Source organism: Rhodococcus sp. IEGM 1305, assembly GCF_030058635.1.
Taxonomy (GTDB): Bacteria; Actinomycetota; Actinomycetes; order Mycobacteriales; family Mycobacteriaceae; genus Rhodococcus_F; species Rhodococcus_F opacus_D.
Map to the genome: position 1 here is coordinate 327,800 of NZ_JASHKX010000003.1, position 24,093 is coordinate 351,892.

Here is a 24,093-nt window from a genome sequence, read left to right on the forward strand (position 1 = left end):
GCGATGCTCGCCACCAGCCTCGACCAGGTCTCCCACGGCCGTTTCGTCCTCGGGTGGGTGCACGGAGTCCGCAGCTCGTCGAAGGACTGCACGACCAATCGTTCACCGCGCCGGTGGCCAAGCTACGCGCGGTCACCGCACAGGTCCGTCGACTGCTCGACGGCGACCGGGTCCGCCCGACGGCGACCCGCGACCACCGGCCCCTGCGGCTGGGTGTCGCCGCGCGCACCGGCCTGCCGATCTACCTCGCCGGACTCGGCAACAAATCCATCCAACTCGCCGGCGAAGTGGCCGGCGGCTGGGTGCCCTTCCTAGCCACCCGGTCGTGGCTGCCCTGCGGAATCGACCTGCTCCCAGGAGGCGAGCGCCCGATCCGGCCGCACCACACGTTCCTCGGTGTGCCCGGCCGTCCCCACAGCCGTCGCGGCCGATCACGCAACCGCTCGTGAGATCGCGTCGTGGTGGGTCGCGTTCTACCTCACCAGCATGGGTTCGCTCTACCGCCGCTCGCTGAGCGAACGGGATACCGCGAGCAGGTGGAGGCCGTGCTCGCCGGCAACCCGACCCACGACACCACCGACGTGCCGGCCCTTGTTCTGCTCGACGAGCTCACCGTCTGGGGCACACCCGACACCGCTCACGACCAACTCCAGCACTGGTACACCGCAGCACCGAGATGCCGATCCTCACACTCCCACCCCACCGCACCATCGCCGAACTCGACTACATGCTCGAAACCATGCGCCCACACGCCCGACATTCCGTCCTGCGGGGGGTGAACGCGCTTACGGGTACGGCGACCGCGCCGCGAGCCCCCGTGCGGCCGCCGCGGCCCGCACTGCGTCGATCACCAGTTGTAGCGGCGGTCGGTGCGCTTCCGTCCCCCGATGGGCGATGGAAATGGTCCGCATGAGTGGTTCGGTGAGCGCGACGACGTCCATTCCCGGCGGGCGCAGCGTCAGTCCGAGATCGGAGACAAGGGTGACTCCCAGGCCCGCGGCAACCATCGCGAGTGCCGTCGCCTGCTCGCCGACCTCATGGTTGATCCTGGGTTCGAATCCGCAACGCTGACAGGCCAAGCGCACCGCGCGGCCGAAATGCGACGTGGGTCCCGCAAGGATCCAGGGATGCTCGGCGAGATCCGCCAGCGCCATGGTTCTGGCGGAAACCGTTCCCGGAGGCAGCGCTGCGTGCAGTCGCTCCACCGCGATCACCACCCTGGTCAACTCCGGGTCCCACTGCATCGGGTAGTCGGAATAGTCGATCACGAAGGAGAAGTCCAGCGACCCGTCCCGTACCGCGACTGCGGTGTCCTCCGGCGCGAGCTCCCTCGTTCGCACCTCGATGCCGGGATGTTCGGCGGCCAGCAACGTCAGCGCACTCGGCACCAGGCTCGACGCGACGGACGCCCACACGCCGACGGTCAATCGGGCGGTGACCCCGTCCTGCGTTTGCTCGAGAGCAGTCGTCGCGCGCTCCACCGATCGAATGATCTCCTCGGCGTGCTCGGCGAGGAGCAGGCCGATCTCGGTGAGCTGCACCCGCCGACCGCGCCGCTCGAATAGCTTTGCGCCGACATCGCGTTCGAGCTGGGTGAGCTGTTGGGATACCGCGGATGTGGTGTAGTGCAAGGCCAGCGCCGCGGCAGTCACGGTGCCTCGGCGATGCAACTCCCGAAGCATCCGCAACCGGCGCAATGACAGCTCCATGCCGCCAGCCTATGCATCCATTCCGAACCGTCCAACCGGACCACGCGTTGCGCTGTGTAGAAAGCGTGAACTCAATCCTTCAAGATTCTTAACTGGACGCCTGGTCACCAGCGCGCGCACTCTGACGTCATCGGCTGAGTGGTCGTGGAGGCGAAGATTTTCTGAGGACGATTGGGGTAACTCGAGGTGACCACGACAACGGAATGCGGGTTCGGGCGCACCCCCGAGCACCGAGAGTCTGACTACCGTGAGAACACTGCGACGCCACATCGGGTCGATGTGGCGACCGTGCGCGGCGGTGAGCCCCTGTTACGTGTGACGTGGTCTGATCCGGTCACCGGTGCTCGTGGTTACCTCGTCGTGCACACGTTGGTGTCCGACCTGGCAACCGGGGGCACCCGAATGCGGGCAGGCTGCACGATGTCGGAGGTGGAGGATCTGGCCCGAGGCATGGCTGCCAAGACCGCGGTTTTCGACCTTCCGGTCGGCGGCGCGAAGGGTGGCATCGACTTCGACCCGAAGGACCCCCGCGCCGTCGGTGTTCTGGAGCGGTTCTGTCAGGCGATGCGCCCGTGGCTGGCCGCGCACTGGGTGACCGCGGAGGATCTGGGGGTCCCGCAGCATCTGCTCGACGACGTCTTCGCGCGGCTCGGCCTTCAGCAGTCCTACCATGCGGCGATCAGCCGCGCGGAAGATCCGCAGAGGACTCTGCGCCGGGTACGGGCCGCGTTGAACGCCCCGGTGCCCAGCGGTTTTCTGCTGGGCGATGTGATCGGCGGTTACGGAGTCGCGCAGGCCTGCATCGGTACGGTGAACGCACATGGCTGGGTTCCGGCCGACACGACGGTGGCAATCCAGGGCATCGGCACCATGGGGGGCGGCGCGGCCTGGTATCTGTGCGAGGCCGGTATGCGCGTGACTGCTGTCGCCGACGCCTTCGGCACGCTGTACTGTCCCGACGGCCTGGACGTTCCCGCGCTGCTCGACCTGCGGGACTGCTACGGCGAGATCGACCGCTCCCGCGTCCCCTCGCATGTTCAGCGGTTGCCGAGCACGGCTGTGATCGCCACTGCGGCAGACATCCTCGTCCCGGCCGCGATCTCGTATGCGATCACGGCGGATAACGTCGACCAGGTCGCAGCGAAAGTCGTGATCGAAGCGGCGAATGCCGCGACGACCCCGCGGGCCGAGGCGGTGCTCACCGGCCGGGGCATTCCGGTGGTCCCAGATTTCGTTGCCAATGCCGGAGCAGTCGCCTGGGCCTGGTGGGTTCTACTGAGTCAGGTCGGCACCGACCCGGAGGACTCGTTCCTGCGGCTGCGTACCGAGATGCTGGCCAAGGTCGCGTTGCTGCTCGGGCAATGGAAACTGGACGGCGTGGCGCCACGGCAGACCGCGTGGGACCTCGTCGGGGCCAACCGCCGCGCGCCGGCTCCCACCGACCCTCTGGCAGTGCCGGCGCTCACCATCCCGTGAAGGTCGGCGATCGCCGAGAGAACACCGGGCGGGCGGCTGCGGGACCGTCACGTGCTCGTCTGTCTGGCCTTGGGGTGAGCCAAGAGTGCTCGCGCGTCGGGATGGCAGTGGCCCGAGTGAGCGCGGTGCGGTGCGGTGCATTGCGGCATTGAGCTGACGGTTCCCGTTGTGCGAGAGTCGATGTCGGGCGCGGCTCGACGGTGCGTAGAGGCGTCGAGCCGCGGGCAGTGAGATTCAAGTCCATGGGTTAGATCACCCTCAACTGTGGTTCCGGGTGGTGGCGCATCGACTGAGGTCGACATTGCCGTGAGGTGGAACGGGACAGGCTCCGCTTCTGGTCGCGCGCGTACGTCGTGCTCGAGGGGGCTGTCGTGACCACCTACGATTCTTCGGTGACCGATTACGACGATCTCGACATGTTCGGTGGCCTCGATGCCTCCACCCTGCCATCCCGCCAGCAGCGGATTCTGGCAGCGATCCGGGACTGGGTGGCTGCACACGGATGCACGCCGAGCACTCGACAGATCGGGGACGCGGTGGGCCTGCGCTCCGCGTCGTCGGTGTCCAAGCATCTGAAGAGCCTCGAGGAAAAGGGCTTTCTCCGAAGGGGCACGGCCATGGCTCGGCAATTGGACGTGCGCCCGTTCCTCTCCGAGGGGAAGCAGGGTCGCTCGTCCGAAAACAATGTGACGGTACCGGTGGTCGGCGACATCGCAGCCGGCGCACCGATCCTCGCGGAGGAGCACGCCGATGAGATGCTGACGCTCCCTCGCGAACTCGTCGGCTCCGGCACCGTGTTCGGGCTGCGGGTGCGCGGTGAGTCGATGATCGACGCCGCGATCTGCGATGGCGACGTCGTTGTGGTGCGCCGCCAGGACGAAGCCCATTCCGGCGAGATCGTCGCTGCGATGATTGATGGCGAGGCCACGGTGAAGGTGCTCCGGCGCCGCGATGGCCACGTCTTCCTCGAGCCCCGCAATCCCGCGTATGCCGTGATCGACGGTGACGACGCAGTTGTCCTGGGCAAGGTGGTATCGGTGATGCGGCGGATCTGAGGGCCCGGACTCGGCTGCCGCCGACACCCTCCCCACGAATATTCTCGTGTGGGATCCACAGGCGGAAGATCGACATCACCGGTGGCTCGCCACCGCCGCTGTCCCGACAACCCGATGAGGAAAGCATGAACTACTTCGTTCCGCGAGGCGGCCTGCCGCCGCAAACCGATCTGACCACCGACCGCGCGGTCTTCACGGAGTCCTACGCGGTCCTGCCGCGTCGCACGATGAGCGATATCACCGCCAGTCTGCTGCCGCACTGGAACGGGACCAGGGCGTGGGTGCTGGCGCGGCCTTTGTCCGGATTCGCGGAGACCTTCTCGCAGTACATCGTCGAGGTCTCGCCTGGTGGCGGTAGTGACCGTCCCGATGCCGATCCGGGCGCCGAGGCGGTCGTGTTCGTTGTCGACGGTGCGCTCACTCTCACACTCGACGGGGTCGAGCATGTGCTGGATGCGGGCGGCTACGCCTTCCTCGCTCCCGGCGCCCGGTGGACCCTGCACAACCACGGTCCGGCCACCGCGACGTTCCACTGGATCCGCAAGACCTATCAGCAGGTCGACGGCATCGAGATACCCGAGTCCTTCGTGACCCGGGAGCAGGATATCGAGGGTGCCGAGATGCCCGACACGAATGGCGCATGGAAGACCCAGCGGTTCGTCGATCCGACCGACATCCGCCACGACATGCATGTCAACATCGTGTCCTTCGAACCGGGAGGTGCGATTCCGTTCCCCGAGACGCATGTCATGGAACACGGCCTGTACATCCTCGAGGGTAAGGCGGTGTATCTGCTCAACAAGGATTGGGTCGAGGTGCAAGCGGGCGACTTCCTATGGTTGCGGGCCTTCTGCCCTCAGGCGTGCTACGCGGGCGGGCCGAGTCGCTTCCGCTATCTGCTCTACAAAGACACCAACCGGCACGCCGGCCTCCAACTCGGACTCTCTTGAATCTGGTCATGATCCTGTGTGCCGCTGCCGTTGTCGCAAGGGTGGCGGCTCACGGATCGCCTGTGCGCGGGAGTCAATGTGGTCTGCTGGGAGCGTCGTGTTCGGTGCCGAGCTGATCCTGGCTGGCGGCCCAGGAGGCGAGGAGTTTGAGGGCGTCGGCGGTGGGTGTGCCGGCGGCTGCGGTGTAGATGTTGAGGTGTAGGCCGGGTTCGGAGGGCAGTTCGAGTGCTTCGAAGTCGAGGTCGAGTTGGCCGACGGCGGGGTGGCGCAGGCGTTTTCGGCCGCTGCGGTGGAATCGGACGTCCTGTGACGCCCAGCGTTGGCGGAAGAGTTCGCTTTGGGTGGACAGTTCCCCGACCAGCGCGATGAGCGCCTTGTCGTGGGGGTTGCGGCCTGCTTCGAGTCGGAGCATGGCGGCGGCGTCCCTGGCGATGGTGTCGTAGTCGACGAAGAATTCTTCGGCTGCCTGGGGGTGGAGGTAGACGAATCGGGTGGTGTTGGCGGGGCGGCGGGGGTCGGCGAGCACAGGGGAGTAGAGGGCGCGCGCGAGGTCGTTCATCGCGATGATGTCGTGGCGGCCGTTGCGGACCCAGGCCGGTGCGTCCGTGATGGCATCGAGTACTTGCTGGATTGCCGGGCGGACGGTCACCGGCGGGGTGCGGGGGCGGCGGGTGGTGCTTGCCTGTGCTTGCCGGGCGAGGGCGAAGAGGTGGTCGCGTTCGGCGTCGTCGAGTTGCAGGGCGACGACGAGGGCGTCGAGGACGCTGTCGGAGGCGCCGGCGAGGTTGCCGCGTTCCATGCGGACGTAGTAGTCGACCGAGACACCGGCGAGCATGGCGACCTCTTCGCGGCGCAGGCCTTTGACACGGCGGTTGCCGCCGTACACGGGTAGCCCGCTCTGCTCCGGGGTGATGCGTGCGCGCCGTGTGCTGAGGAACTCGCGGATTTCGGTGCGCAGGCCGGTCGAACTCATGAGTCCACGGTAGGCAGTGGCCGCCGGTTGTGGGAGGTACTGGCAGTACCCGGAACGTCCGTGACTCCCCGGGCGGCCCGAATGGAGGTCAACTGGGTGGCATGAAAGCGACGTACATGTTCGGCGCGGGCGATGTCCGCGTCATCGATGTTCCTGATCACACCATCCAGTCGTCCACCGACGCCCTGGTACGGATCGTGCGGGCCTGCGTGTGTGGCAGCGACCTGCATCCCTATCACTCCATGGAGGTCGATCCTGCGGGCAGATCGATGGGCCACGAGTTCATCGGTGTCGTCGAAGCGATCGGTTCGGATGTGAGGACGTTGCGGGTCGGCGACTTCGTCATCGCACCGTTCGCGGTCTCGTGTGGCACGTGCGTGTTCTGCGCTGCGGGTCTGCAGACGTCGTGTGTGCGCGGCGGGTTCTGGAATGACGCCTCGCTGGGTACGGCGGGTGGTCAGGCCGAGGCGGTCCGGGTGCCGCTGGCCGACGGCACGCTGGTGAAGGTGCCGGTGGGCGAGGACGCCGACGATGCGCTGCTCAACTCCGTGCTGACGTTGTCGGATGTGTACGGCACCGGCTGGCATGCCGCGGTCCGCGGCGGCGTCGGCGCGGGCAGTGTCGTGACCGTGATCGGTGACGGTGCGGTGGGATTGTTGGCCGTGCTGTCGGCTCGCCTGCTCGGTGCCGAGCAGATCGTGTTGATGGGGCGGCACCAGGGGCGGACCGATCTCGGTCGCGAGTTCGGTGCGACCGATGTGGTTGCCGAGCGTGGCGAGGAGGGGATCGCGAAGGTTCGTGAGCTGACCGGCGGACTGGGCAGCGCGGTCGTCCTCGAGGCGGTCGGTCACCGGCCGGCCTACGACCAGGCGGTGGGCGTCGTCCGCGCGGGTGGAGCGATCAGTCGGGTGGGGGTGCCCCAGTACGAGGACGCGCCTGTCGGGTTCGGGAGCCTGTTCGGGCCGAACGTCACGCTGACCGGTGGTCCGGCGCCGGTGCGCGCCTACATCGAGCAGCTGCTTCCGGCAGTCCTGGACGGCACTGTCCAGCCGGGGAAGGTGTTCGACCGCACCGTCGGTCTCGGCCAGACGCCGGAGGGCTACGCCGCGATGGATGCCCGCGATGCGCTCAAGGTCGCGGTCCGGCCGTGACCACCGCTGTTTCCGGTCGGGCCACGGCCACCCCGGCCGCGATTCTGGGGATCATCCTGGCAAGCTATTTCATGGTGTTGCTGGACAACTCGGTGATCTTCACCGGATTGCCGAGCATCCGATCCGGGCTCGACCTGTCACCGGCGGCGCTGTCGTGGGTTCAGGACGCTTACACCCTCGTCTTCGGTGGTCTGCTCCTGTTGGCTGCCCGCGCGGGGGACATCGTGGGGCGGCGCCGACTGTTCAGGATCGGTCTCGCGATCTTCGGTACCGCATCCTTGCTCGTCGGAATCGCGCCCGCGGGATGGTGGATGATCGCCGCCCGCGCCGTGCAGGGAATCGGTGCGGCGATCGTCGCACCGACCTCGTTGGCGTTGATTACGACCTATTTCGACGGCGAGGCCCGCAACAAGGCCATTGCCTGGTACGCCGCAACAGCCGGTATCGGCGCCAGCCTCGGCCTTCTGGTCGGAGGTGCGCTCACCGAGTGGATATCCTGGCGAGCGGCCTTCCTGGTCAATGTCCCGATCGCGGTCGCCTTGATCGTCTGGTCCGGCACAGTGCTCGTCGAAACACCACGGCGAACCGGACGGTTCGACGTGATCGGTGCTCTCGGTGCGACACTCGGCATGGGCGCCGTGATCTTCGGAATCATCGAATCCGCCGAGGCAGGTTGGGGATCGGCACGGGTACAGGCCGCTCTGGCACTCGGGGCTCTCCTGCTGGTCGGGCTGGTCGTTCACGAGGGTCGGGTGCAGCAACCGATCCTGCCGCTGCGGTTGTTCCGCAGTCGCGAACGCGCCGGCGCCTATTCGGCTCGGCTGCTGTACCTCGGGGCGATGATCGGATTCTTTTACTTCACCACCCAACTGCTCCAGGACGGGTTCGGCTTCTCCCCACTGCAAGCCGGACTCGGCTTCCTCCCGATGACCCTCGTCAACTTCGTCGTCGCACTCATGGTGCCCCGCCTGAGCGCCCGGCTGTCGAACGGGACTCTGCTCGCGACCGGGACGGCGCTGACCCTGGCCGGCATGGCATGGCTGAGCCGCATCGGCCCACTCGATACGTATCTCATGGACGTTGCACTACCGATGGTCCTGGTGGGTGCCGGGCAAGGCCTGGCGTTCGGACCGCTGACCAACGCAGGAATAGCCGGTGTCGATTCGGCGGACGCCGGCGCGGCATCCGGACTGGTCAACACGGCGCACCAACTCGGAATGGCACTCGGTTTGGGCATTCTCGTCGCATTCGCGGCCGACGCAGGCGCCAACGTCGACGGACCAGCAGCGGTGACCGAGCACGTCGGCGCCGCGCTCACCGGCGGCACCGTACTGCTCGCCCTCGCGCTGGTCGTCGTCCTCACGGTGATCGTGCCCGCTGCACGACACCGGCCCGTCGCATGACATCCGCTGGTCGAACCAGGTACTGCCGGTACCTGGTTCGACAGGCACTCCCAGCGCGCGCTGACCGAACCTAAGGTTGAAACATGACGATCCCCGTATTGACGTTGAACAACGAAATCACGATGCCGGCACTGGGTTTCGGTGTGTACCAGACGCCGCCCGATGACACCGTTGCAGCGGTCGAGGCCGCATTGGAGACCGGATACCGGCACATCGACACCGCCGCTGCTTATCAGAACGAACGCGAGGTCGGCGAAGCCATACGCCGTTCGGGTATCGATCGCTCGGACATCTTCATCGAGACCAAGGTCTGGATCACCGACTACGGCTACGACGCGACGCTGCACGCCTTCGACAAGAGCGCCCGCAAACTCGGAATCGATCAGATCGACCTGCTGATTCTGCACCAGGCTCTCCCTGGCGAGTTCACCCTCACCGTCGAGGCCTACAAGGCGCTCGGGACGCTGCTCGCGGACGGCCGCGTCCGCGCCATCGGTGTCAGCAACTTCATGTCCGACCACCTCACGCGACTGCGGGACGAGACATCGGTGGTGCCGGCGGTCAACCAAATCGAGGTACACCCGTCCTTCCGTCAATCCGACGTGCTCACGGCCAACGCCGAACACGGGATCGTGTCCCAGGCATGGTCCCCGATCGGTGGCATCACTTTCTACCGCGGCGGCTCGCACGGCTCCACGCTCGACGATCCCACCCTCCAGTCGATCGCAGCGGCACACGGCAAGACGCCGGCGCAGACGATGTTGAGGTGGCACCTGCAGCAGGGCCGCCAGGTGATCCCGAAATCGGTCACCCCGTCCCGGATCACCGAAAACTTCGACGTCTTCGACTTCGATCTCACCGCCGATCAACTCGCCGCGATCGACGCTCTCGACACCGGTGTGCGCGGCGGCCCGGATCCGGACGACATCACCCGCGAGACATTCGGCCTCGAAATCCCCGAACCCTGAGGAGTACAGCAATGCAGATTGATCCCCACACTCCGACGACGAAGAACCCGCCCGAGCAATTCACCGGTGACGTCTGGCTCGACCGCATCGCCTTTCCCCGAGAACCCGGTCAGCGAATGGTAGTGGCGAAAGTGCGTTTCGCACCCGGCGCCCGCACCGCGTGGCACTCGCACGCCCACGGTCAGACCCTGCACATCACCCAAGGAACTGCCTGGGTACAGTCCCGTGGCGGCCAGAAGGTCGAAGCACACGCCGGTCAAACCCTCTACTGCCCACCGAACGAACATCATTGGCACGGAGCAAGCGCCGACTCGTTCATGGAACACCTCGCCATGCTCGACAATGCCGACGACCCGGCCACCACCACGACCTGGCTCGAACACGTCACCGACGAGGAATACCTGACGGGGTAGTGACCCCTCGCCACCCTCCGAACCTTACCGAGGCCACAAATTATCCATGATCTGTGCGACGTCCTGGGCGCTCATCGGCGCCGCGTCGAGGTTGTCCGCGCCGGGCCACAATCCCGCGATCATGACCGCGAGGATTCTGCGCCAGCCGGTGTCGGTGCCTCCGCGGTGTCGTCGCGACGACGCCGCGGAGGGACCAGAAGATGAGGTCCAGGTCGGCGTCGGTGGCGTCCTCACGGATACGGCCCTGCTGCATGGCTTGCGCCAACAGCTCGAACAGGATCCGCCGATACTCGTTCCTCAGAACTGTGGTCTGATCGTCGTTCCACATGCGAGACAAACATCCGCGGTTCGACGCCAGGATGGCACCGCTGCCGTAGAGCACCTGCTCCAGCCCCTCGCCCTCCGGTGTGGAAAGGGCCTCTTCGGCCAGGGCCGTGCCGGCTCTCCGTAATCAGTGAGCAAGATGTTCGCCGGTTTGATGTCGCGATGGAGAATGTCGAGTCGGTGTGCTGTCTCCACCGCGCCGGCCACCTTCACACCAAGCCACAACGCCTCAGGCAACGGCAGCGGACCGTGGTCGCGGATCCGGACGTCGGGAGAATCCTGCTGATGGTATGGCATCACGATGTAGGAAAGGCCGCTGTTGGTGGCACCGACCTGCAGGACGGTGACGATGTTCGGGTGCCCGGTCAGACGGCCCATCGCCCGTTGTTCCCGGAAGAATCGCTCCCGATTCTCCTCGTCGAGCTCGACGAGGAGAACCTTCACCGCCACCGTGCGATCTAATGGGGTCTGGATGCAGCGCTAGACAACACCAAAACCGCCGCGCCCAATTTCCCGGGCGTCATCGAACCCGGTCGCCCTCAGCTCGGCGACCGGGGGAGTCGACTACGACTCTGTGTCGAGCGGATCACCTGTGCCCATCACATGGTCTATTCACGACGCCGCTGTCGTTCCTGTGCACTGGTCCCGACGGCACGACCAGTAAGGGAGGATCGACCTTTCGCTCACTTCTCGATGACGTCTTCTCAAGGATATCGCTGCTGTCGGTTGTGACCGATTAGGGCACCTGCCAACCGCCGACCTTGCATGCTGAGACTCCGACGCATCTGGCGTTGCATGGAGATTTCGACGGCTGGCGTGCCCGACGCCCGCGAGCTTGCGACCAAGCCCGAGTTCGGCGATGACGATGTCACACTGCCACGGGACTGAGTGCACGACCCATACACCCTGCTTCAGTCCACAGGCCCACCCCATGCCTACATCGCACAAAGGGGCCCCTACCGACTGAACTCGACGGCACCTATCTCAGTTGCCACCTCAGAACGCGACTGACGGTGGACGATCGTGGGTCGAGCGGAGCCTTTGTGGCGAGGCGTCCGGCGGGGAGGCGCGCGGGTTTAGCCGCGGTTGAAGATCTCACGCAGCCGGACGGCCCACTCCGCGATCACTTTGGGAGGGGTGTCCTTCTCGGACAGGACTCGCATCTGTGTGGTGTCGATCGTGCCGTCGAGTCCCTCGATCGGACTGCCGGCGTCGCCACTTCCGTTGAATACCCCCTGGCCTGCAGGTGAGAGAAGGTAGTCCATTACGATCTGGGCATCGTCCTGGCGTGGAGACTTTTTGAGGATGCCGGCAATGAACGGAGATGCCCAGCCGTCCTTGATGAGCACAGAGTCGATCGGCGCTCCTCTGCTCTCGAGGTCGTGCACGACGGCAGGGCTGGCGGTGTAGGCGACGCCGATCTCGCCGGAGGCCACAGCCTGCGCCATCGGGATGAGCGAGGGGTAGAACTTCGGATTCTGCTCCGCCAACTCAGGCAGATAATTGGGACCGTTCTTGTCCTGGAGGTACTGCAGATAGGAAGCGAGCACAGCGCTCATCGTGTCTCGCACGCCCAGCCGATTCTTGACCTCTGGCGCGAGCAGATCGTCCCAGGTTTCGAAGCCGTCAGGAAAGGCGTCGGTGTTCCACAAGATCATGCTGAACGGTGAGTAGGACACGATCGGCGCGTGGCCGTCGACTCCCCAGTCCGGGTAGGTCTTGGCGGCATCAGCGGTCACAGGGGCCAGGTTGTCCTTGTTACGCAGGAACCATGAATCGCCGGACATGATGAAGATGTCGGCGCCGTCCGCACCGGTTGCGATCTCTGCGTCGACCTTGGGGACCAAGTCCGATGCACCCCTGGTGATTTCGAGGGTGATATCGGGGTGGGAGGCGTTGAAGGCGTCTTCGAGCCTTTTGTTCTGCGAGGGTGCCGCCACGCTGTAGACGTGGACCGTTCGCCCGCCGTCGCCGAAGAACCCGGCTGCCGGGACGCAGGCAGCGAGCAAGGTGGTCGCGAGCGCGGCCGCCAACACGGCGACGCACTTGGTCAGATGTCTCATGTTCTGGTCCTTCTGCCTATCAGAGCTTCTCGAGAGCACGGCTACCTCCGAACAGCAGGGCCAAGAAGACGCCGATTGCGGTGATTGCGGTCATCGCAATCGCGATGACCGCGACTTGCGGGTAGCCCCCTGCGTCGTATTGTTCGAACAGGGCCACGGACATCACGTTGACTTCGGCGGAACGGATGAGCAGCGAGACGCCGAACTCGTGGATCAAGAGGACGAACATGATGGCCGCCGACGAGGCCATTCCGGCGCGCCCGAGCGGCAAGATGACGCGGATGAACGTTCGGAGGGGACCGGCACCGCTGACCCTCGAAGACTCGACGGTCGTGCGGCCGAGCGCTACGAGCGTGGCGAGCTGGTAGCGCACTGCATACGGCACCATGATCGTGACGTAGGCGAGGATGAGTCCTGTTTTGGTGGCGTAGAGCCCGATCGACGGATTGGAGTAAGCGAAGAGGAAGCCGAAGCCGAGCAGTGCTCCGGGCATTGTGAGTGGGATGTTGGCGAGGACGTCGAGGATCACTGACAGTGGGCGCCAGAGACGGTCTCGGTTATAGATCCCGAGGGCGATCAAGGTGCCGAGTGGGAGGACGATTGCGACGGCGGTGACGGAGGCGAACGTGCTGTTGAAGATGGACTCGACGAACACCCTGTCCTGGAACACCGAGGAGAAGTTTTGAGTCGTCAGCGCATCGAAGGAAACCGACCCGCTCCAGAACGGCGAGAGCGCCACGAATGCAAGTGCCACCAGCGGCGCCAGCGCTGACAAGACTGTGAAGAGCAGCACCACCAACGTGGCGCCGATGTTTCCCCATCGGCTGGTGCTCGCTGGCGATGCTGCGCTCACGGTTCCGACGAACCGGTCCTGTTTGCCGATCAGGCCCCGTTGCACCATCACCATGACGAGGGCGAGGACCATGAGGGGTGTGCCGAGCGCGGCGACGACCGAGTAGTCGATCGGGTACTGCGCGGATAGCTCGAACATGCGCACCGTGATCACGTCGAGCCCCTCACGACGGCCCAGGATGAGGGGGCCGGTGAACTGACCGAGTGCGAGGAGGAAGCACACGACGCCGGCGTAGACGAACACCGGTCGCAGCAGGGGAAGCGTCACGGTCAGGAGGATGCGCAGTGGCCCGGCGCCGTTGACACGGGCCGCCAGGGCGTAGTCACCACCCAAGTTGCGCAAGCCGGCGTACACGAACAGGTATACGAACGCTGCTAGGTGAATGCCGGTGTAGACGATGATCCAGAACTCGCTGTAGACGTTGATCGGGCCGGCGTCGCCGTCGAAAAAGGGTGTGGCGCGCAGCAGGGTGTTCACGTACCCGTTCTCCGGGGAGAAGAGAAACACGAATCCGACGACATGAGCGACGCCAGGAATGATCATCGGCAGAACTGGCATGAACGCCAGGTACTTTCGTGTTCGCGGCGATGTTGCGTGCATGCACAGCGCCAGGCCAGTTCCCACGATCAACGCGACGATCAAGGATCCGACGCCGAGGACGAGCGTCGTGGCGAACATCTTGCCGACTCCGTCGAGCTCGAGTACGCCGCGCAGGCCGGCCGCGCCGTCGGCGAAGGCCTTTTGTTGCAGCGGGACGACTGGCAGCAGGACCAAACCGCCGACCAGGACGGTGAGGGCAAGCCACGGTAGTTGACGTTTGAATCGACGCGCGAACGCGATCGGGGACGCCCCTCTTCCCGGTGCCGGCGTCTGGTCGATGACGACGTCGTCTGTTGTGGCATCGCGGGTGGCAACGTCAGTGGTCATGACGACACTCCGGCGACCTGGTGGGTGCGATCCGTCCGGTCGGCCCAGTCGGGAACGAGCCGGCCATGGTCCTGGCTGTAGCAGCGGGCTTTGTCGATCGGAAATCCGACCTCTACCGACTGGCCCGGTCGTAGGTCCATCGCCCCTGTCGGGATCCGGGCGAACAGTCGGAGGTCACCGATCTCGACGACGCACTCGCTGGTTTCGATGCCCGGCAATAGTTCGACGATGCGGCCGTCGGCGAGCCAGGCAGTCGCGGTGGCCGTAGTGGCATGCGACGCGGGAGATGAGATGTCGTCTGCTGTGGGCCGCACCAACAGGTGCTCGTCGCGGAGTCTGAGAGCAAAGGATCCGCGGAGATCGTCGCGGGCTAGACCAGGAAGTCGTTGTCCGGCGAGGGCAACGCCGCCATCCTCCGCTCGAAGCTCGAGTCGATTCCTGGCGCCGAGGAAGTCGGCGACGTACTCGGTCGCGGGAGCGCGATACACCTCGATCGGATCGCCGACCTGCTCGATTCGGCCCGCGTTCATGACGGCGACCCGGGTGCCCAGCGCGATGGCTTCCTCCTGGTCGTGCGTGACGTGGACGGCTGTGAAGCCCAATTCGCGGTGAAGAAGCCGGAGTTGCGCACGCAGTTCGACGCGCAGGAGAGCGTCGAGATTGCTGAGAGGCTCGTCGAGAAGCAGCAGCGTGGGTCGCGGAGCCAGAGCACGCGCAAGCGAGACGCGCTGCTGCTGGCCGCCACTGAGCTCTGGTGGGTACCGGTCTGCGAGGTGGCCGCATTGCACGATGTCAAGGACTTCCTCGACACGCCCACCCTTGAGTGCTGCGCTATGGCCTCGCGACTGAAGCGGGTAGGCGACGTTCTTGCGAACCTTCATGTGGGGCCATAGGGCGTAGTTCTGAAAGACCATGCCGACGTCGCGGCGATTCGGCTGCACGAACACGCCACGCGCAGTGTCGAGTACGCAGGAGCCGCCAATGTGGATTCGGCCTGAATCGGGGCGCTCGAGTCCCACAAGTGAGCGCAGCAGGGTGGTCTTTCCGCAGCCGCTGGGGCCGAGGAGTACGAGCAGTTCGCCATCGGCCACCTCGAGGTCGACGTTGCGGAGGACGTGAATCTCGTTGCCTGGGCGTCCGAATGACTTTGTCAGACCGTGCACGGACACCAACGCGGGTGCCCGCGTCGATCTCGCGGTGTCTTTGGTCTCTCGCGTTGCTTCAACGAGGGCTGATGGCATGACGCATCCCTTCAGAGTGATGTACGACACTCAGTCAATCACGTAATTGACAGACAGTGCAAGAGCAGTCTTTTTCATAAAGGTCTAATATGTGAGAAAAAGTAAAAAAAATGCCTAAATGTTTGGAAGTTACTAGCTGTCAATTATCCGTGGTTGTGGCTGGTGGGTCGGTGAGCCGTGACGCCCGAGAGCTCATCGACGAGCGCGAGTCGTTCTCGCACATGGTGGGTGACGTTCTCTACCATCTGTTCGCAGGCGAGGAGCGCCTCTAGTTCGATCGAGAAGATAGTTTGCCGGAGGTTCGCTTGCCGATTCGGGCCGCGGACACGAGTCCCTATCTTGTAAGGCTGCCGGTTCAAACACTGAAGTCGCGCCGCATGTAGCCCCGGCTGCCCGCTAGCTGCGATGCAGCAACACTCCAGCGTCGACTAATTGGCATTGCGGCCATGCCGATTCGTCGATCTTGAGTGGATGCTCTGAAATCTGGAGGGACTTCGTCACGCCTACCAGTACGAAGCCCTTGGCCTCCCAGTAGTGTGTCGCGGGAACCCGGCGGTTCGCGGCTGGTGGAAGAGGGCACCGTCCCATCGAGCGTAATCTTCTCGACCTCGGTCAGGTGACGCGTATCCCAGCTGGAGCGCATCGTCTCACGGAGACGATCGGATTGTGTTGCAGTGCAATAACTGTACGGGGCGTTCAGGGCCGAGGCAATCCCATCAAACGATTACCTCCGCAGACCTATTTGCTCAACCGTGCCGGGAGCGCGTGAGGCACCCAAAGCTACAGCCTCGGCATCCGACTTCTTCGTGCCGACGGAGAGCGCGGAGGTGGTGTCGGCGAAGAACCGGTCCGGGAGGCCATGACGGATTCGAGCTACCACGGGGAGCACCCCGGTGGCTTTCATCTTGTCCTCGATCGATGCTCAGTTCGAACCGGATCGACTGTCGGCCAAGCCGACCGGGTCCGTCTGACCGCGCAGAACATGTCTGCATCCGCACCCGGGACGGGGTGAAACCAGTGCTCGTGAAGACTCCGGTCGACATCACCTCGCCCTCAACTGGTCGCAGTCGACGCGCTGCCACGGCGGCACGCCCCACGATTCGTATCGAGGCGCGGGGCTCGCAGTGTGCCCGCGTTCGGTTGCCGGTCACCCGCGCCGGGGATGGATGGGACGTGCGGGTCGATTTCGATCGGGTCATGTCCTCATGCGGCCGACCCTGCTCGGCTGGCTGCGTCGCCCGATCATCCGGAATCTACGCGGAGTGCCTCGCCTGCCGATGCCCCACCGTGCTCGGTCCGAACAATCCGCGTAGTGGATGTTGCCCTCGAACCGATGCCGTGGCTGGCCGGGGTGCTGGAAGGCCGGGTGCCCGATGTCACGCTCGCGCGGACAGTGAGCCAGACGCCCTGGTTGATTCGCACGGCGTGACCCGCTACCGCCGCGACGGGTGCGCAGAACGAATCCCCGGTGGCCGGACTGCGAACGCGCCCGGCCCGCAGTGCCCTTGGCGCTTCGGCTGAATCGTGGAGATCGCCGATCGTTACTGATAGAAGTCCTCCCTATAAGTCAGACAGTTAATCGGCTGACTATTGCATCAGTGTCAACGATGGTCTAACTTGACAGTGGTAGAGCTCACAGTCGATTTCGAGCGTCATGCCTCGGAGTTGCCGTTGCTAGGAGAGAGTCCATTGAGTGATGAGATCGTTGAGCCGCTCGGCTCAGGCGAACCGGCAGGGCATGCGAAGACGCCGAAGAAGGCCGCCGCGAGCGGGTGGGTCGGCTCGGTGCTCGAGTACTACGACTTCTTTATCTACGCACAAGCCGCCGCGCTGGTGTTTCCCACGCTCTTCTTCCCGGGGGCGGATCCGACGGTTGCGATCGTTGCGTCCTTCGCCACATACGGCGTCGGCTATGTGGCGCGGCCGATAGGTGGATTCGTTCTCGGTCACTGGGGCGATAAGCATGGACGGAAGAATGTCCTCGTTCTCTGCATGCTCATCATCGGAGTTGCAACGTTCTGTGTCGGGCTGATTCCGTCCTACCATTCCATCGGCGTCTGGGCTCCGGCCCTCTTGGTCGTCTTGCGCTTGGTTCAAGGCTTCGCCGTCGGTGGGGAGATCTCCGGGGCGAGCGCGATGATCATGGAGCACGCGCCATTCGGAAGGCGCGGCTACTACACGAGCTTCACGATGCAGGGCGTCGCGGTCGGCCAGATTCTCGCGGCGGCGGCATTCTTGCCGATGGCCACGTGGCTTCCGGATGAAGCCTTCCACTCATGGGGTTGGCGGATCCCGTTCCTGCTGAGTGCGGTCGTGGTCCTCATTGGTCTTATTATTCGACGCAGGGTGAACGAGACGCCGGCATTCCTCGAGGAGCGGGATGGTGACAACACGCCGCCCTCACCTATTGTGGAGGCCGTTCGCAGCAACGGCGCCGACATGGTGCGCGTGTTCATCATGATGCTGCTTACCATCATTCCCGTAGTTATGTTGGTGTTCGGCGCAACCTTCGCGACGAACAAGGCTTATGGCAATGGGTTCACTCCGGCGAACCTCCTCTGGCTCTCGCTGATTGGCAATGCGGTGGCCGCGCTGCTCGTCCCAGCGGCCGGTGCCCTGTCTGACAAGATCGGCAGGCGGCCGTGTCTGATCTTCGGCATGCTCAGCTCTACGGCCCTGTGTTTCGGCTATCTGTACTTCATCAGTGTTCATAACGTCGTTCTTATGTTCGTGTTCGGACTCCTCGCATACGGTGTGGCCTTTCAGGGGTTCCAAGGAGTCTTCCCGAGCTCCTTCCAGGAACAGTTCCCGACCCGGTCCCGTGTCACCGGATTCGCAATCCCGCAAAACCTCGCAGGCATGGCCACAGCGATCATGCCGACCGTTTTCGCCGTCATCGCTCCCCCCGGCGCGAATGTGCCGGTGATCGTCGGGTCGGTCGTTTTCGGTATCGGCGTAGCCGCAGCCATCGCCGCCTACTTCACGCGGGAGACCTACCGGGTGCATATGGACGACCTGGGTCGGAAGGATGCACCGGAGGTGCCGCGTGACGAGTACGAGCGGCGCCGGCACCGTCGATTAGCCGCCACATGACGGATACGAAGCGACAACCTCGCAGGTGAAAGCCAGGAGCCCGCCGTCGAACATGGACGGCGGGCTCCGGTCGTCACGATGGCGGCCGGAGCACTGGTATCAAACCCGTCGAGGGTGCTCGATGATCGCATGTGGAAAAGAAATTTTGATGGATCGCGATCTCAAAGCCCTCAAACTCGGCGCACCGAAGGACATCCTGCCGCAGCGACTGGCGCTGGCCCGACAGCACCAGCTCAGCCACCTCGCCTTCCTGGAACTGTTTGGGCCGACGAAGTGTCACGCCGCGAATCGCGTTCGGCACCAATACGTTCGGCGAAGGCCGGGTTGAATTCGAACATGCGGATCGACACCTGAAACGCACTCGACGACCTGCACTACGACGGGCGTTGTCGGATCTGGTCTCGTTGCGCTTCGCCGACGCCGGCCACTGCAGGCTGGTCCTCGGCGCCGTGGGCGTCGGCAAAACATACCTGGCCACCGCATTGGCCAGATCGCGCTCCGGCAACGACGCAGCGTGCTCATCGGAATTCTGGCATGGGCCCGCTGCATCGGGGTGTAATCGGCTGCGAAGTCCAGGGGCCCGATTCACGTAGGAGCAGCTCGCGGGTGCCGGAGGTAGCTGAAGGAGTATGAAACTGTTGTGTGGGGGTCCCGCCGGCGCGGATGGCTCTCGCGTGGGTGCTGGTGTGCACGGGATCACGGGCACCCTTCGTGGGGCCGCGTACCGAACACGATCTCGACGACGCTGCGGCGGCGCTTGAATTGAGTCTCGATGCCGTCATCACGTCTCGATACGATATTCCCGGGGTATCGGACAGCGCCCGAGGACTACGCCTGGTAGAAGCGACCAGTGAAGCCGGCTTGATGAATCAAGCCGGCTTCCTGTTTTCTGTCGTTTCTGCGCGCCGTATTTCGGTCTAGATTCGATAGTCCTTGAGCAGGGATCTGCCGATGATCATCTTCTGGATGTCCGAGGTGCCCTCGCCGATCAGCATGAACGCCGCTTCGCGGTACAGTCGCTCGATCTCGTACTCCTTGGAGTAGCCGTAGCCGCCGTGGATGCGGAACGAGTCCTGAACGACCTCGTTGCAGTACTCGCTGGCGATCATCTTCGCCATCCCCGCCTCGACGTCCATGCGCTCGCCGGCGTCCTTGAGCCGGGCGGCACGGACCACCATGGAGTGCGCGGTCTCCACTTTGGTGGCCATCTCCGCGATCCGGAACAGGATCGCCTGATGCTGCGCGATCGGCTTTCCGAACGTCTCGCGCTGCTGCGCGTACCGGATGCCGAGCTCGAATGCGCGGTTCGCGATGCCGACGGCCCGGGCGCCCACGTTGACGCGCCCGACCTCGACGCCGTCCATCATCTGGTAGAAGCCGTTGCCGGGGGTGCCCCCGAGGACCTGGTCGGCGGAGATCCGGTGGTTGTCGAGGATCATCTCCGTGGTGTCGATGCCCTTGTAGCCCATCTTGTCGATCTTGCCGGGGATGGTGACCCCCTGGGCCGTCTCGCCGAAGCCGGACTCCTTTTCCACAAGGAAGGTGGTCATGTTCTTGTAGACCGACTCGGAGCCCTCGTCGGTCTTGCAGAGCACTGCCACCAGGGTGGAGGATCCGCCGTTGGTCAGCCACATCTTCTGGCCGGTGATCTCGTAGCCGTCGGCGGTCCTGGTGGCCTTGGTGGTGATGGCCGAGACGTCCGAGCCGAGCCCGGGCTCCGACATCGAGAAGGCGCCGCGCACCTCGCCGGTGGCCATGCGCGGCAGGTACTCGAGCTTCTGCTCCTCCGTGCCGTGCTGGTTGAGCATGTGGGCCACGATGAAGTGTGTGTTGATCACGCCGGACACGCTCATCCAGCCGCGGGCGATCTCCTCGACCACCAGGGCGTAGGTGAGCAGCGACTCCCCGAGACCGCCATACTCCTCGGGAATCATCAGGCCGAAGATGCCGAGCTCCTTGAGGCCCTCGACGATCTCCGTCGGGTACTCGTCGGCGTGTTCGAGTTCGGTGGCGACCGGGATGATCTTCTTGTCCACGAATTGCCGGACAACGGCCAGGATCTCGTCCTGCTCGGCGGTCAGGCCCTCGGTGCGCACGAGACGTCTCATGATGTCGATCGAACTCCTCTGCGATAAGTCTGTGATGACAGCGTGACTGGATAAGTCTGTGATGACAGCTTGACTGAAAGCTAGCTGTCAGACATATTACATACATGTCTAATGCAGTGGTAGTCGTCACAGGGGCCGGGCGCGGCATCGGGGAGTGCGTCGCGCGCTCGCTCGCCAAGGAAGGTGCCAAGGTCGTCCTGTCGGGCCGCACCGTATCCGCGCTCGAGGGTGTGCGGGACGCGATCGAGGCAGACGGGGGGACCGCGCTGGTCCGTCCCACCGATGTCATGGATCCCGAGTCCATCGCGGGCCTCTTCGATGACACCGAGAAGGCCTTCGGGAAGCTCGACGTGCTGGTCAACAACGCCGGAATCGCCACCCAGACCAACATGGTCGACATGGACGAGGCGGAATGGGATCGGATCTTCAACACCAACGTCCGTGGCCTGTTCCTCAGCAGCCGTGAGGCCGGGCGGCGGTTCCGGGATGCGGGTGCCGGTCGCGCGATCAACATCGCCTCGGTGTTCGGCCTGGTCGGCCGCCCCGGCTTCTCGGCGTACTGCGCGTCGAAGGGAGCGGTCATCAACTTCACCCGCTCGGTCGCGGCCGAGTGGGCCCGCTTCGGTGCCCAGATGAATGCGGTGGCGCCTGGCTACATCGCCACGGATATCAACGCCGAGATGCGGGCGGACGAGGCGGCGTACAAGAAGGTGCTGCGCGGGATCCCCGCGTACCGGATGGGTACACCGGAGGAACTGGCGAACGTCGTCACCTACCTGGCACTGAACGCGCCGGACTTCCTCACCGGCCAAACCATCGCCGTCGACGGCGGAGAGTCGAGCGTCTAGGCGATGACGAACACCACTTTAGAAACAGTCATCTGCGAACCGGTCCGCACCCCCGTCGGTCGGTACGGGGGGATCTTCAAGGACGTGCCGGTCACCACCCTGGCCTCGACGGTGATCGCCGGGCTGGCCGAGCGCACCGGCCTGGCAGGTGCGGATGTCGACGACGTCATCTTCGGTCAGGGCTACGCCAACGGCGAGGCCGCGGCCATCGGACGGATCGCGGCGCTGGACGCCGGCCTCGATGTCACGGTGCCGGGGCTGCAGATCGACCGCCGCTGCGGTTCGGGTCTGCAGGCCGTGCTGTACGCCTGCATGCAGGTCGCCACCGGTGGTTCTGACCTGGTCCTGGCTGGAGGGGCCGAGAGCATGAGTCAGGCCGAGTACTACATCCCGAACGGTCGCTGGAACGCCGGTGGGCAGCCGAAGCTGCTGGACCGCCTCGCGGCGCCACGCCGGAACTCGGGCGGCTGGCGGTACCCGGTCGAGGGCGGGATGATCGAGACCGCGGAGAACGTCGGACGCGACTACGGCATCACGCGCGAGCAGCAGGATGCCTGGGCTGCGCGGTCGCAGCAACGGGCGGGTGCCGCGATGGCGGCGGGGTTGTTCGACGACGAGACGATTGCGGTCTCGGTGCCGCAGCGCAAGGGTGATCCGCTGGTGGTGACGCGGGACGAGCACCCCCGCCCGGGCACCACAGTCGAGTCGCTGGCGCGGCTCGAGCCGATGATGGCCGCCACGCTCCCGGGGGCTACGGTGACCGCCGGCAACTCGAGCGGGCAGAATGACGCCGCCGCCGTGGCGATCGTGACGACGCGGGCGAAGGCCGAGCAGCTGGGCCTGAAGCCGTTCGCCCGCCTCGTCAGCTGGTCACTCGCGGGCGTGGAGCCGAACCGTATGGGGATCGGTCCGGTCCCGGCGGCAGAGCGCGCGCTGGCGCGGGCCTCGCTGTCCTGGTCGGACATGGACCTGATCGAGCTGAACGAGGCCTTCGCCGCGCAGGTCCTCGGCTGTTTCCGGGGTTGGGGGCTGACCGACGCGGACCTGGACCGGGTCAACGTGAACGGTTCGGGCATCTCCCTCGGCCACCCGATCGGCGCGACCGGGGGCCGGATCCTGGCGAACCTGCTCCGCGAGATGGACCGCCGCGGTGCGCGGTACGGGCTGGAAACCATGTGCATCGGTGGAGGCCAGGGCCTCGCCGCAATCTTCGAACGAGTGGGATGAAACAGATGAAGATCCTCTACCTCAGCATGTCCCGCGAGGAGTACTCGCCGAACTACTTCCCCTACCTGAGGTCGTACATCGACCAGGTGAAATCGCCAGGCACCCAGGTCGAGCTGCGCGGCACCCGGGTGGGGCGGATTGACAGCTTCCGGTTCTTCGAGGTCCTCGACTGGGTGTCCATCATGGACTCCGCGATCGAGGCCCAACAGGACGGCTTCGACGCGATTGCGATCGGCAACATCCTCGACCCCGCGCTGCGCGAGGCGCGGTCCATGGTCGACATCCCGGTCCTCGGGCTGGGGGAGACCTCGATGCTCACCTCCTGCATGATGGGCAGCCAGTTCTCCCTGGTCGGCGTGAACCCCTACTTCGGCGGCCGGTTCGAGGAGAACGTGGCCAAGTACGGTCTGCGGGAGCGGCTGGCGAGCATCGAGTGCATGGGGCTGACGCCGCATGAGCTGGATGCCTGCTTCTCCGATCCGGACGGCCGGCAGAAGGCGATCGACTCGTTCACCGCCGCCGCCCGCGCCTCGTTGGACAAGGGTGCCGAAGTGGTGATTCCCGCCGGCGGGCGGTTGACCGCGTTCCTGAACGCGGTGAACATCCGCGAGGTCGACGGTGCCCCGCTGCTGGACGGCACCGTCTCCCTGGTCGCAGCGGTCGAGGCGGCGGTGCGAGTGCACCGTCAGTCCGGCTCGTTCGTGAGCCGTCGTCGGCTGTACGCCCGTGCCCCCGAGGCCTCCATCCGACAGGCCGGCGCGGAATACGCGGAGGGCTACCACGTGCCGGCCCTGGCGCGGCTCGCCGCAGGCGACACCAGCAACTGACCCCTATTTCGAGGTAAGGGACGAGAACACCAATGAAACCCGAATACCCCCTGAGCAAGCATGAGAGCTTCATCTCCAATCTGGATCGGCTGCGGGAGACTTCCTCTGCCGCCGCGGACGCGTTCCGCGCGCTGCGCGTGGCCCAGGACGCCCACGGGCCGCTGGAACCCGGGCAGCGTGAGCTCAGCCTGTTGGTCGGTTTCGCCGTGACCCGCAACGAGGGCGGCTTCCGCGTGCACTGCAACCGCGCGCGGGACGCGGGCGTGCCCGTCGAGGCAATCGAGCAGGCGGTGATCCTGATGCTGGGCACCAGCCTTGGCCTGGTGCCGGTGGTGGAGGCCCTGAGCTGGGCGCACGACGAGCTCCGTTGAGCAATTGTTAGACATTAGACTTGTTCAATATTTGGCAGTGTGTGCACCGTCCGCGGGTGTGAGACCGGCGCGCCGCAACCCGTAGCCGCCCATATGACGAGGAGAGACATTTT

21 protein-coding genes and 1 pseudogene are annotated in these 24,093 nt (G+C 65.1%); 14 read left to right on the top strand and 8 right to left on the bottom strand.

Annotated features, from left to right (window positions below):
- Positions 1-53 precede the first annotated feature (53 nt).
- Entirely contained in the window at positions 54-449 is a 396-nt protein-coding gene (locus tag QM693_RS08175) for an LLM class flavin-dependent oxidoreductase (RefSeq protein ID WP_283351952.1), read from the top strand.
- A 48-nt stretch (positions 450-497) separates the two neighbouring features.
- Here the strand turns inward: QM693_RS08175 and QM693_RS08180 are convergent, their stop codons facing one another.
- A complete protein-coding gene (locus tag QM693_RS08180; RefSeq protein ID WP_283351953.1) occupies positions 498-641 on the bottom strand; it encodes a hypothetical protein in 144 nt (47 codons plus the stop codon).
- A 144-nt stretch (positions 642-785) separates the two neighbouring features.
- Positions 786-1,709, bottom strand: a complete 924-nt coding sequence (locus QM693_RS08185) for a LysR family transcriptional regulator (RefSeq protein ID WP_105420183.1) — start codon at positions 1,707-1,709, stop codon at positions 786-788.
- A 186-nt stretch (positions 1,710-1,895) separates the two neighbouring features.
- Between QM693_RS08185 and QM693_RS08190 the strand changes: the two genes are divergently transcribed.
- The 3 genes from QM693_RS08190 to QM693_RS08200 all read left to right on the top strand — a co-directional run bounded on the left by QM693_RS08190 (position 1,896) and on the right by QM693_RS08200 (position 5,190).
- Complete coding sequence (locus tag QM693_RS08190; protein ID WP_283351954.1) at positions 1,896-3,185, top strand: Glu/Leu/Phe/Val dehydrogenase dimerization domain-containing protein; 1,290 nt, start codon at positions 1,896-1,898, stop codon at positions 3,183-3,185.
- A 392-nt stretch (positions 3,186-3,577) separates the two neighbouring features.
- Positions 3,578-4,240: a transcriptional repressor LexA gene (lexA, locus tag QM693_RS08195; protein WP_280780272.1), complete on the top strand. Its 663-nt coding sequence runs from the start codon at positions 3,578-3,580 to the stop codon at positions 4,238-4,240.
- A gap of 125 nt (positions 4,241-4,365) precedes the next feature.
- Positions 4,366-5,190: a bifunctional allantoicase/(S)-ureidoglycine aminohydrolase gene (locus QM693_RS08200; RefSeq protein WP_283335322.1), complete on the top strand. Its 825-nt coding sequence runs from the start codon at positions 4,366-4,368 to the stop codon at positions 5,188-5,190.
- A 73-nt stretch (positions 5,191-5,263) separates the two neighbouring features.
- Here QM693_RS08200 and QM693_RS08205 read toward each other — a convergent pair whose 3' ends face one another.
- On the bottom strand, positions 5,264-6,163 hold the full coding sequence (locus QM693_RS08205) for a helix-turn-helix transcriptional regulator (RefSeq protein ID WP_283351955.1): 900 nt from the start codon (positions 6,161-6,163) through the stop codon (positions 5,264-5,266).
- A 101-nt stretch (positions 6,164-6,264) separates the two neighbouring features.
- Here QM693_RS08205 and QM693_RS08210 point away from each other — a divergent pair, with 101 nt between their 5' ends.
- The 4 genes from QM693_RS08210 to QM693_RS08225 all read left to right on the top strand — a co-directional run bounded on the left by QM693_RS08210 (position 6,265) and on the right by QM693_RS08225 (position 10,098).
- Entirely contained in the window at positions 6,265-7,314 is a 1,050-nt protein-coding gene (locus tag QM693_RS08210; protein ID WP_283351956.1) for an alcohol dehydrogenase catalytic domain-containing protein, read from the top strand.
- The gene (locus QM693_RS08215; protein ID WP_283351957.1) at positions 7,311-8,717 is read left to right on the top strand and encodes an MFS transporter; all 1,407 of its coding nucleotides are present in this window, start codon (positions 7,311-7,313) and stop codon (positions 8,715-8,717) included. The genes QM693_RS08210 and QM693_RS08215 overlap by 4 nt, the downstream gene beginning before the upstream one ends.
- An 83-nt stretch (positions 8,718-8,800) precedes the next feature.
- On the top strand, positions 8,801-9,685 hold the full coding sequence (locus QM693_RS08220) for an aldo/keto reductase (RefSeq protein WP_283351958.1): 885 nt from the start codon (positions 8,801-8,803) through the stop codon (positions 9,683-9,685).
- 11 nt (positions 9,686-9,696) lie between these two features.
- Positions 9,697-10,098 (top strand): (R)-mandelonitrile lyase, encoded by a 402-nt coding sequence (locus tag QM693_RS08225; protein ID WP_283335328.1) that lies wholly within the window; start codon positions 9,697-9,699, stop codon positions 10,096-10,098.
- 438 nt (positions 10,099-10,536) lie between these two features.
- On the opposite strand, the pseudogene QM693_RS08230 reads toward QM693_RS08225, so the two are convergent.
- From QM693_RS08230 to QM693_RS08245, 4 genes and pseudogenes are all read right to left on the bottom strand, one after another.
- Positions 10,537-10,965, bottom strand: a pseudogene (locus tag QM693_RS08230) (serine/threonine-protein kinase); the annotation flags it as partial.
- Positions 10,966-11,498: 533 nt separating this feature from the next.
- Positions 11,499-12,524, bottom strand: coding sequence for an ABC transporter substrate-binding protein (locus QM693_RS08235; protein WP_283351959.1), 1,026 nt, complete (start codon positions 12,522-12,524; stop codon positions 11,499-11,501).
- Positions 12,505-14,265: an ABC transporter permease gene (locus QM693_RS08240; RefSeq protein ID WP_182624954.1), complete on the bottom strand. Its 1,761-nt coding sequence runs from the start codon at positions 14,263-14,265 to the stop codon at positions 12,505-12,507. Before QM693_RS08240 ends, QM693_RS08235 begins: the two co-directional genes overlap by 20 nt.
- A complete protein-coding gene (locus tag QM693_RS08245; RefSeq protein ID WP_283335332.1) occupies positions 14,262-15,506 on the bottom strand; it encodes an ABC transporter ATP-binding protein in 1,245 nt (414 codons plus the stop codon). Before QM693_RS08245 ends, QM693_RS08240 begins: the two co-directional genes overlap by 4 nt.
- Positions 15,507-17,195: 1,689 nt before the next feature.
- On the opposite strand from QM693_RS08245, the gene QM693_RS08250 reads away from it, so the two are divergent.
- Together QM693_RS08250 and QM693_RS08260 are read left to right on the top strand one after the other, a co-directional pair.
- Positions 17,196-18,599, top strand: coding sequence for an MFS transporter (locus QM693_RS08250; protein ID WP_283351960.1), 1,404 nt, complete (start codon positions 17,196-17,198; stop codon positions 18,597-18,599).
- A gap of 711 nt (positions 18,600-19,310) precedes the next feature.
- Positions 19,311-19,520: a hypothetical protein gene (locus tag QM693_RS08260; RefSeq protein ID WP_283351961.1), complete on the top strand. Its 210-nt coding sequence runs from the start codon at positions 19,311-19,313 to the stop codon at positions 19,518-19,520.
- Here QM693_RS08260 and QM693_RS08265 read toward each other — a convergent pair.
- A complete protein-coding gene (locus tag QM693_RS08265; protein WP_005242296.1) occupies positions 19,517-20,707 on the bottom strand; it encodes an acyl-CoA dehydrogenase family protein in 1,191 nt (396 codons plus the stop codon). The genes QM693_RS08260 and QM693_RS08265 overlap by 4 nt on opposite strands.
- A gap of 104 nt (positions 20,708-20,811) precedes the next feature.
- Between QM693_RS08265 and QM693_RS08270 the strand changes: the two genes are divergently transcribed.
- The 4 genes from QM693_RS08270 to QM693_RS08285 are packed head-to-tail and all read left to right on the top strand — an operon-like array spanning position 20,812 to position 23,980.
- Positions 20,812-21,555 carry an SDR family NAD(P)-dependent oxidoreductase gene (locus QM693_RS08270; RefSeq protein WP_182624948.1) on the top strand — a complete coding sequence of 248 codons (744 nt, stop codon included), beginning with the start codon at positions 20,812-20,814 and terminating at the stop codon, positions 21,553-21,555.
- A 3-nt stretch (positions 21,556-21,558) separates the two neighbouring features.
- Positions 21,559-22,782: an acetyl-CoA C-acetyltransferase gene (locus tag QM693_RS08275; protein WP_283351962.1), complete on the top strand. Its 1,224-nt coding sequence runs from the start codon at positions 21,559-21,561 to the stop codon at positions 22,780-22,782.
- Positions 22,779-23,609, top strand: coding sequence for an aspartate/glutamate racemase family protein (locus tag QM693_RS08280; RefSeq protein ID WP_025432700.1), 831 nt, complete (start codon positions 22,779-22,781; stop codon positions 23,607-23,609). The genes QM693_RS08275 and QM693_RS08280 overlap by 4 nt, the downstream gene beginning before the upstream one ends.
- A gap of 32 nt (positions 23,610-23,641) precedes the next feature.
- Positions 23,642-23,980 carry a carboxymuconolactone decarboxylase family protein gene (locus QM693_RS08285; RefSeq protein ID WP_005242288.1) on the top strand — a complete coding sequence of 113 codons (339 nt, stop codon included), beginning with the start codon at positions 23,642-23,644 and terminating at the stop codon, positions 23,978-23,980.
- Positions 23,981-24,093: the final 113 nt, after the last annotated feature.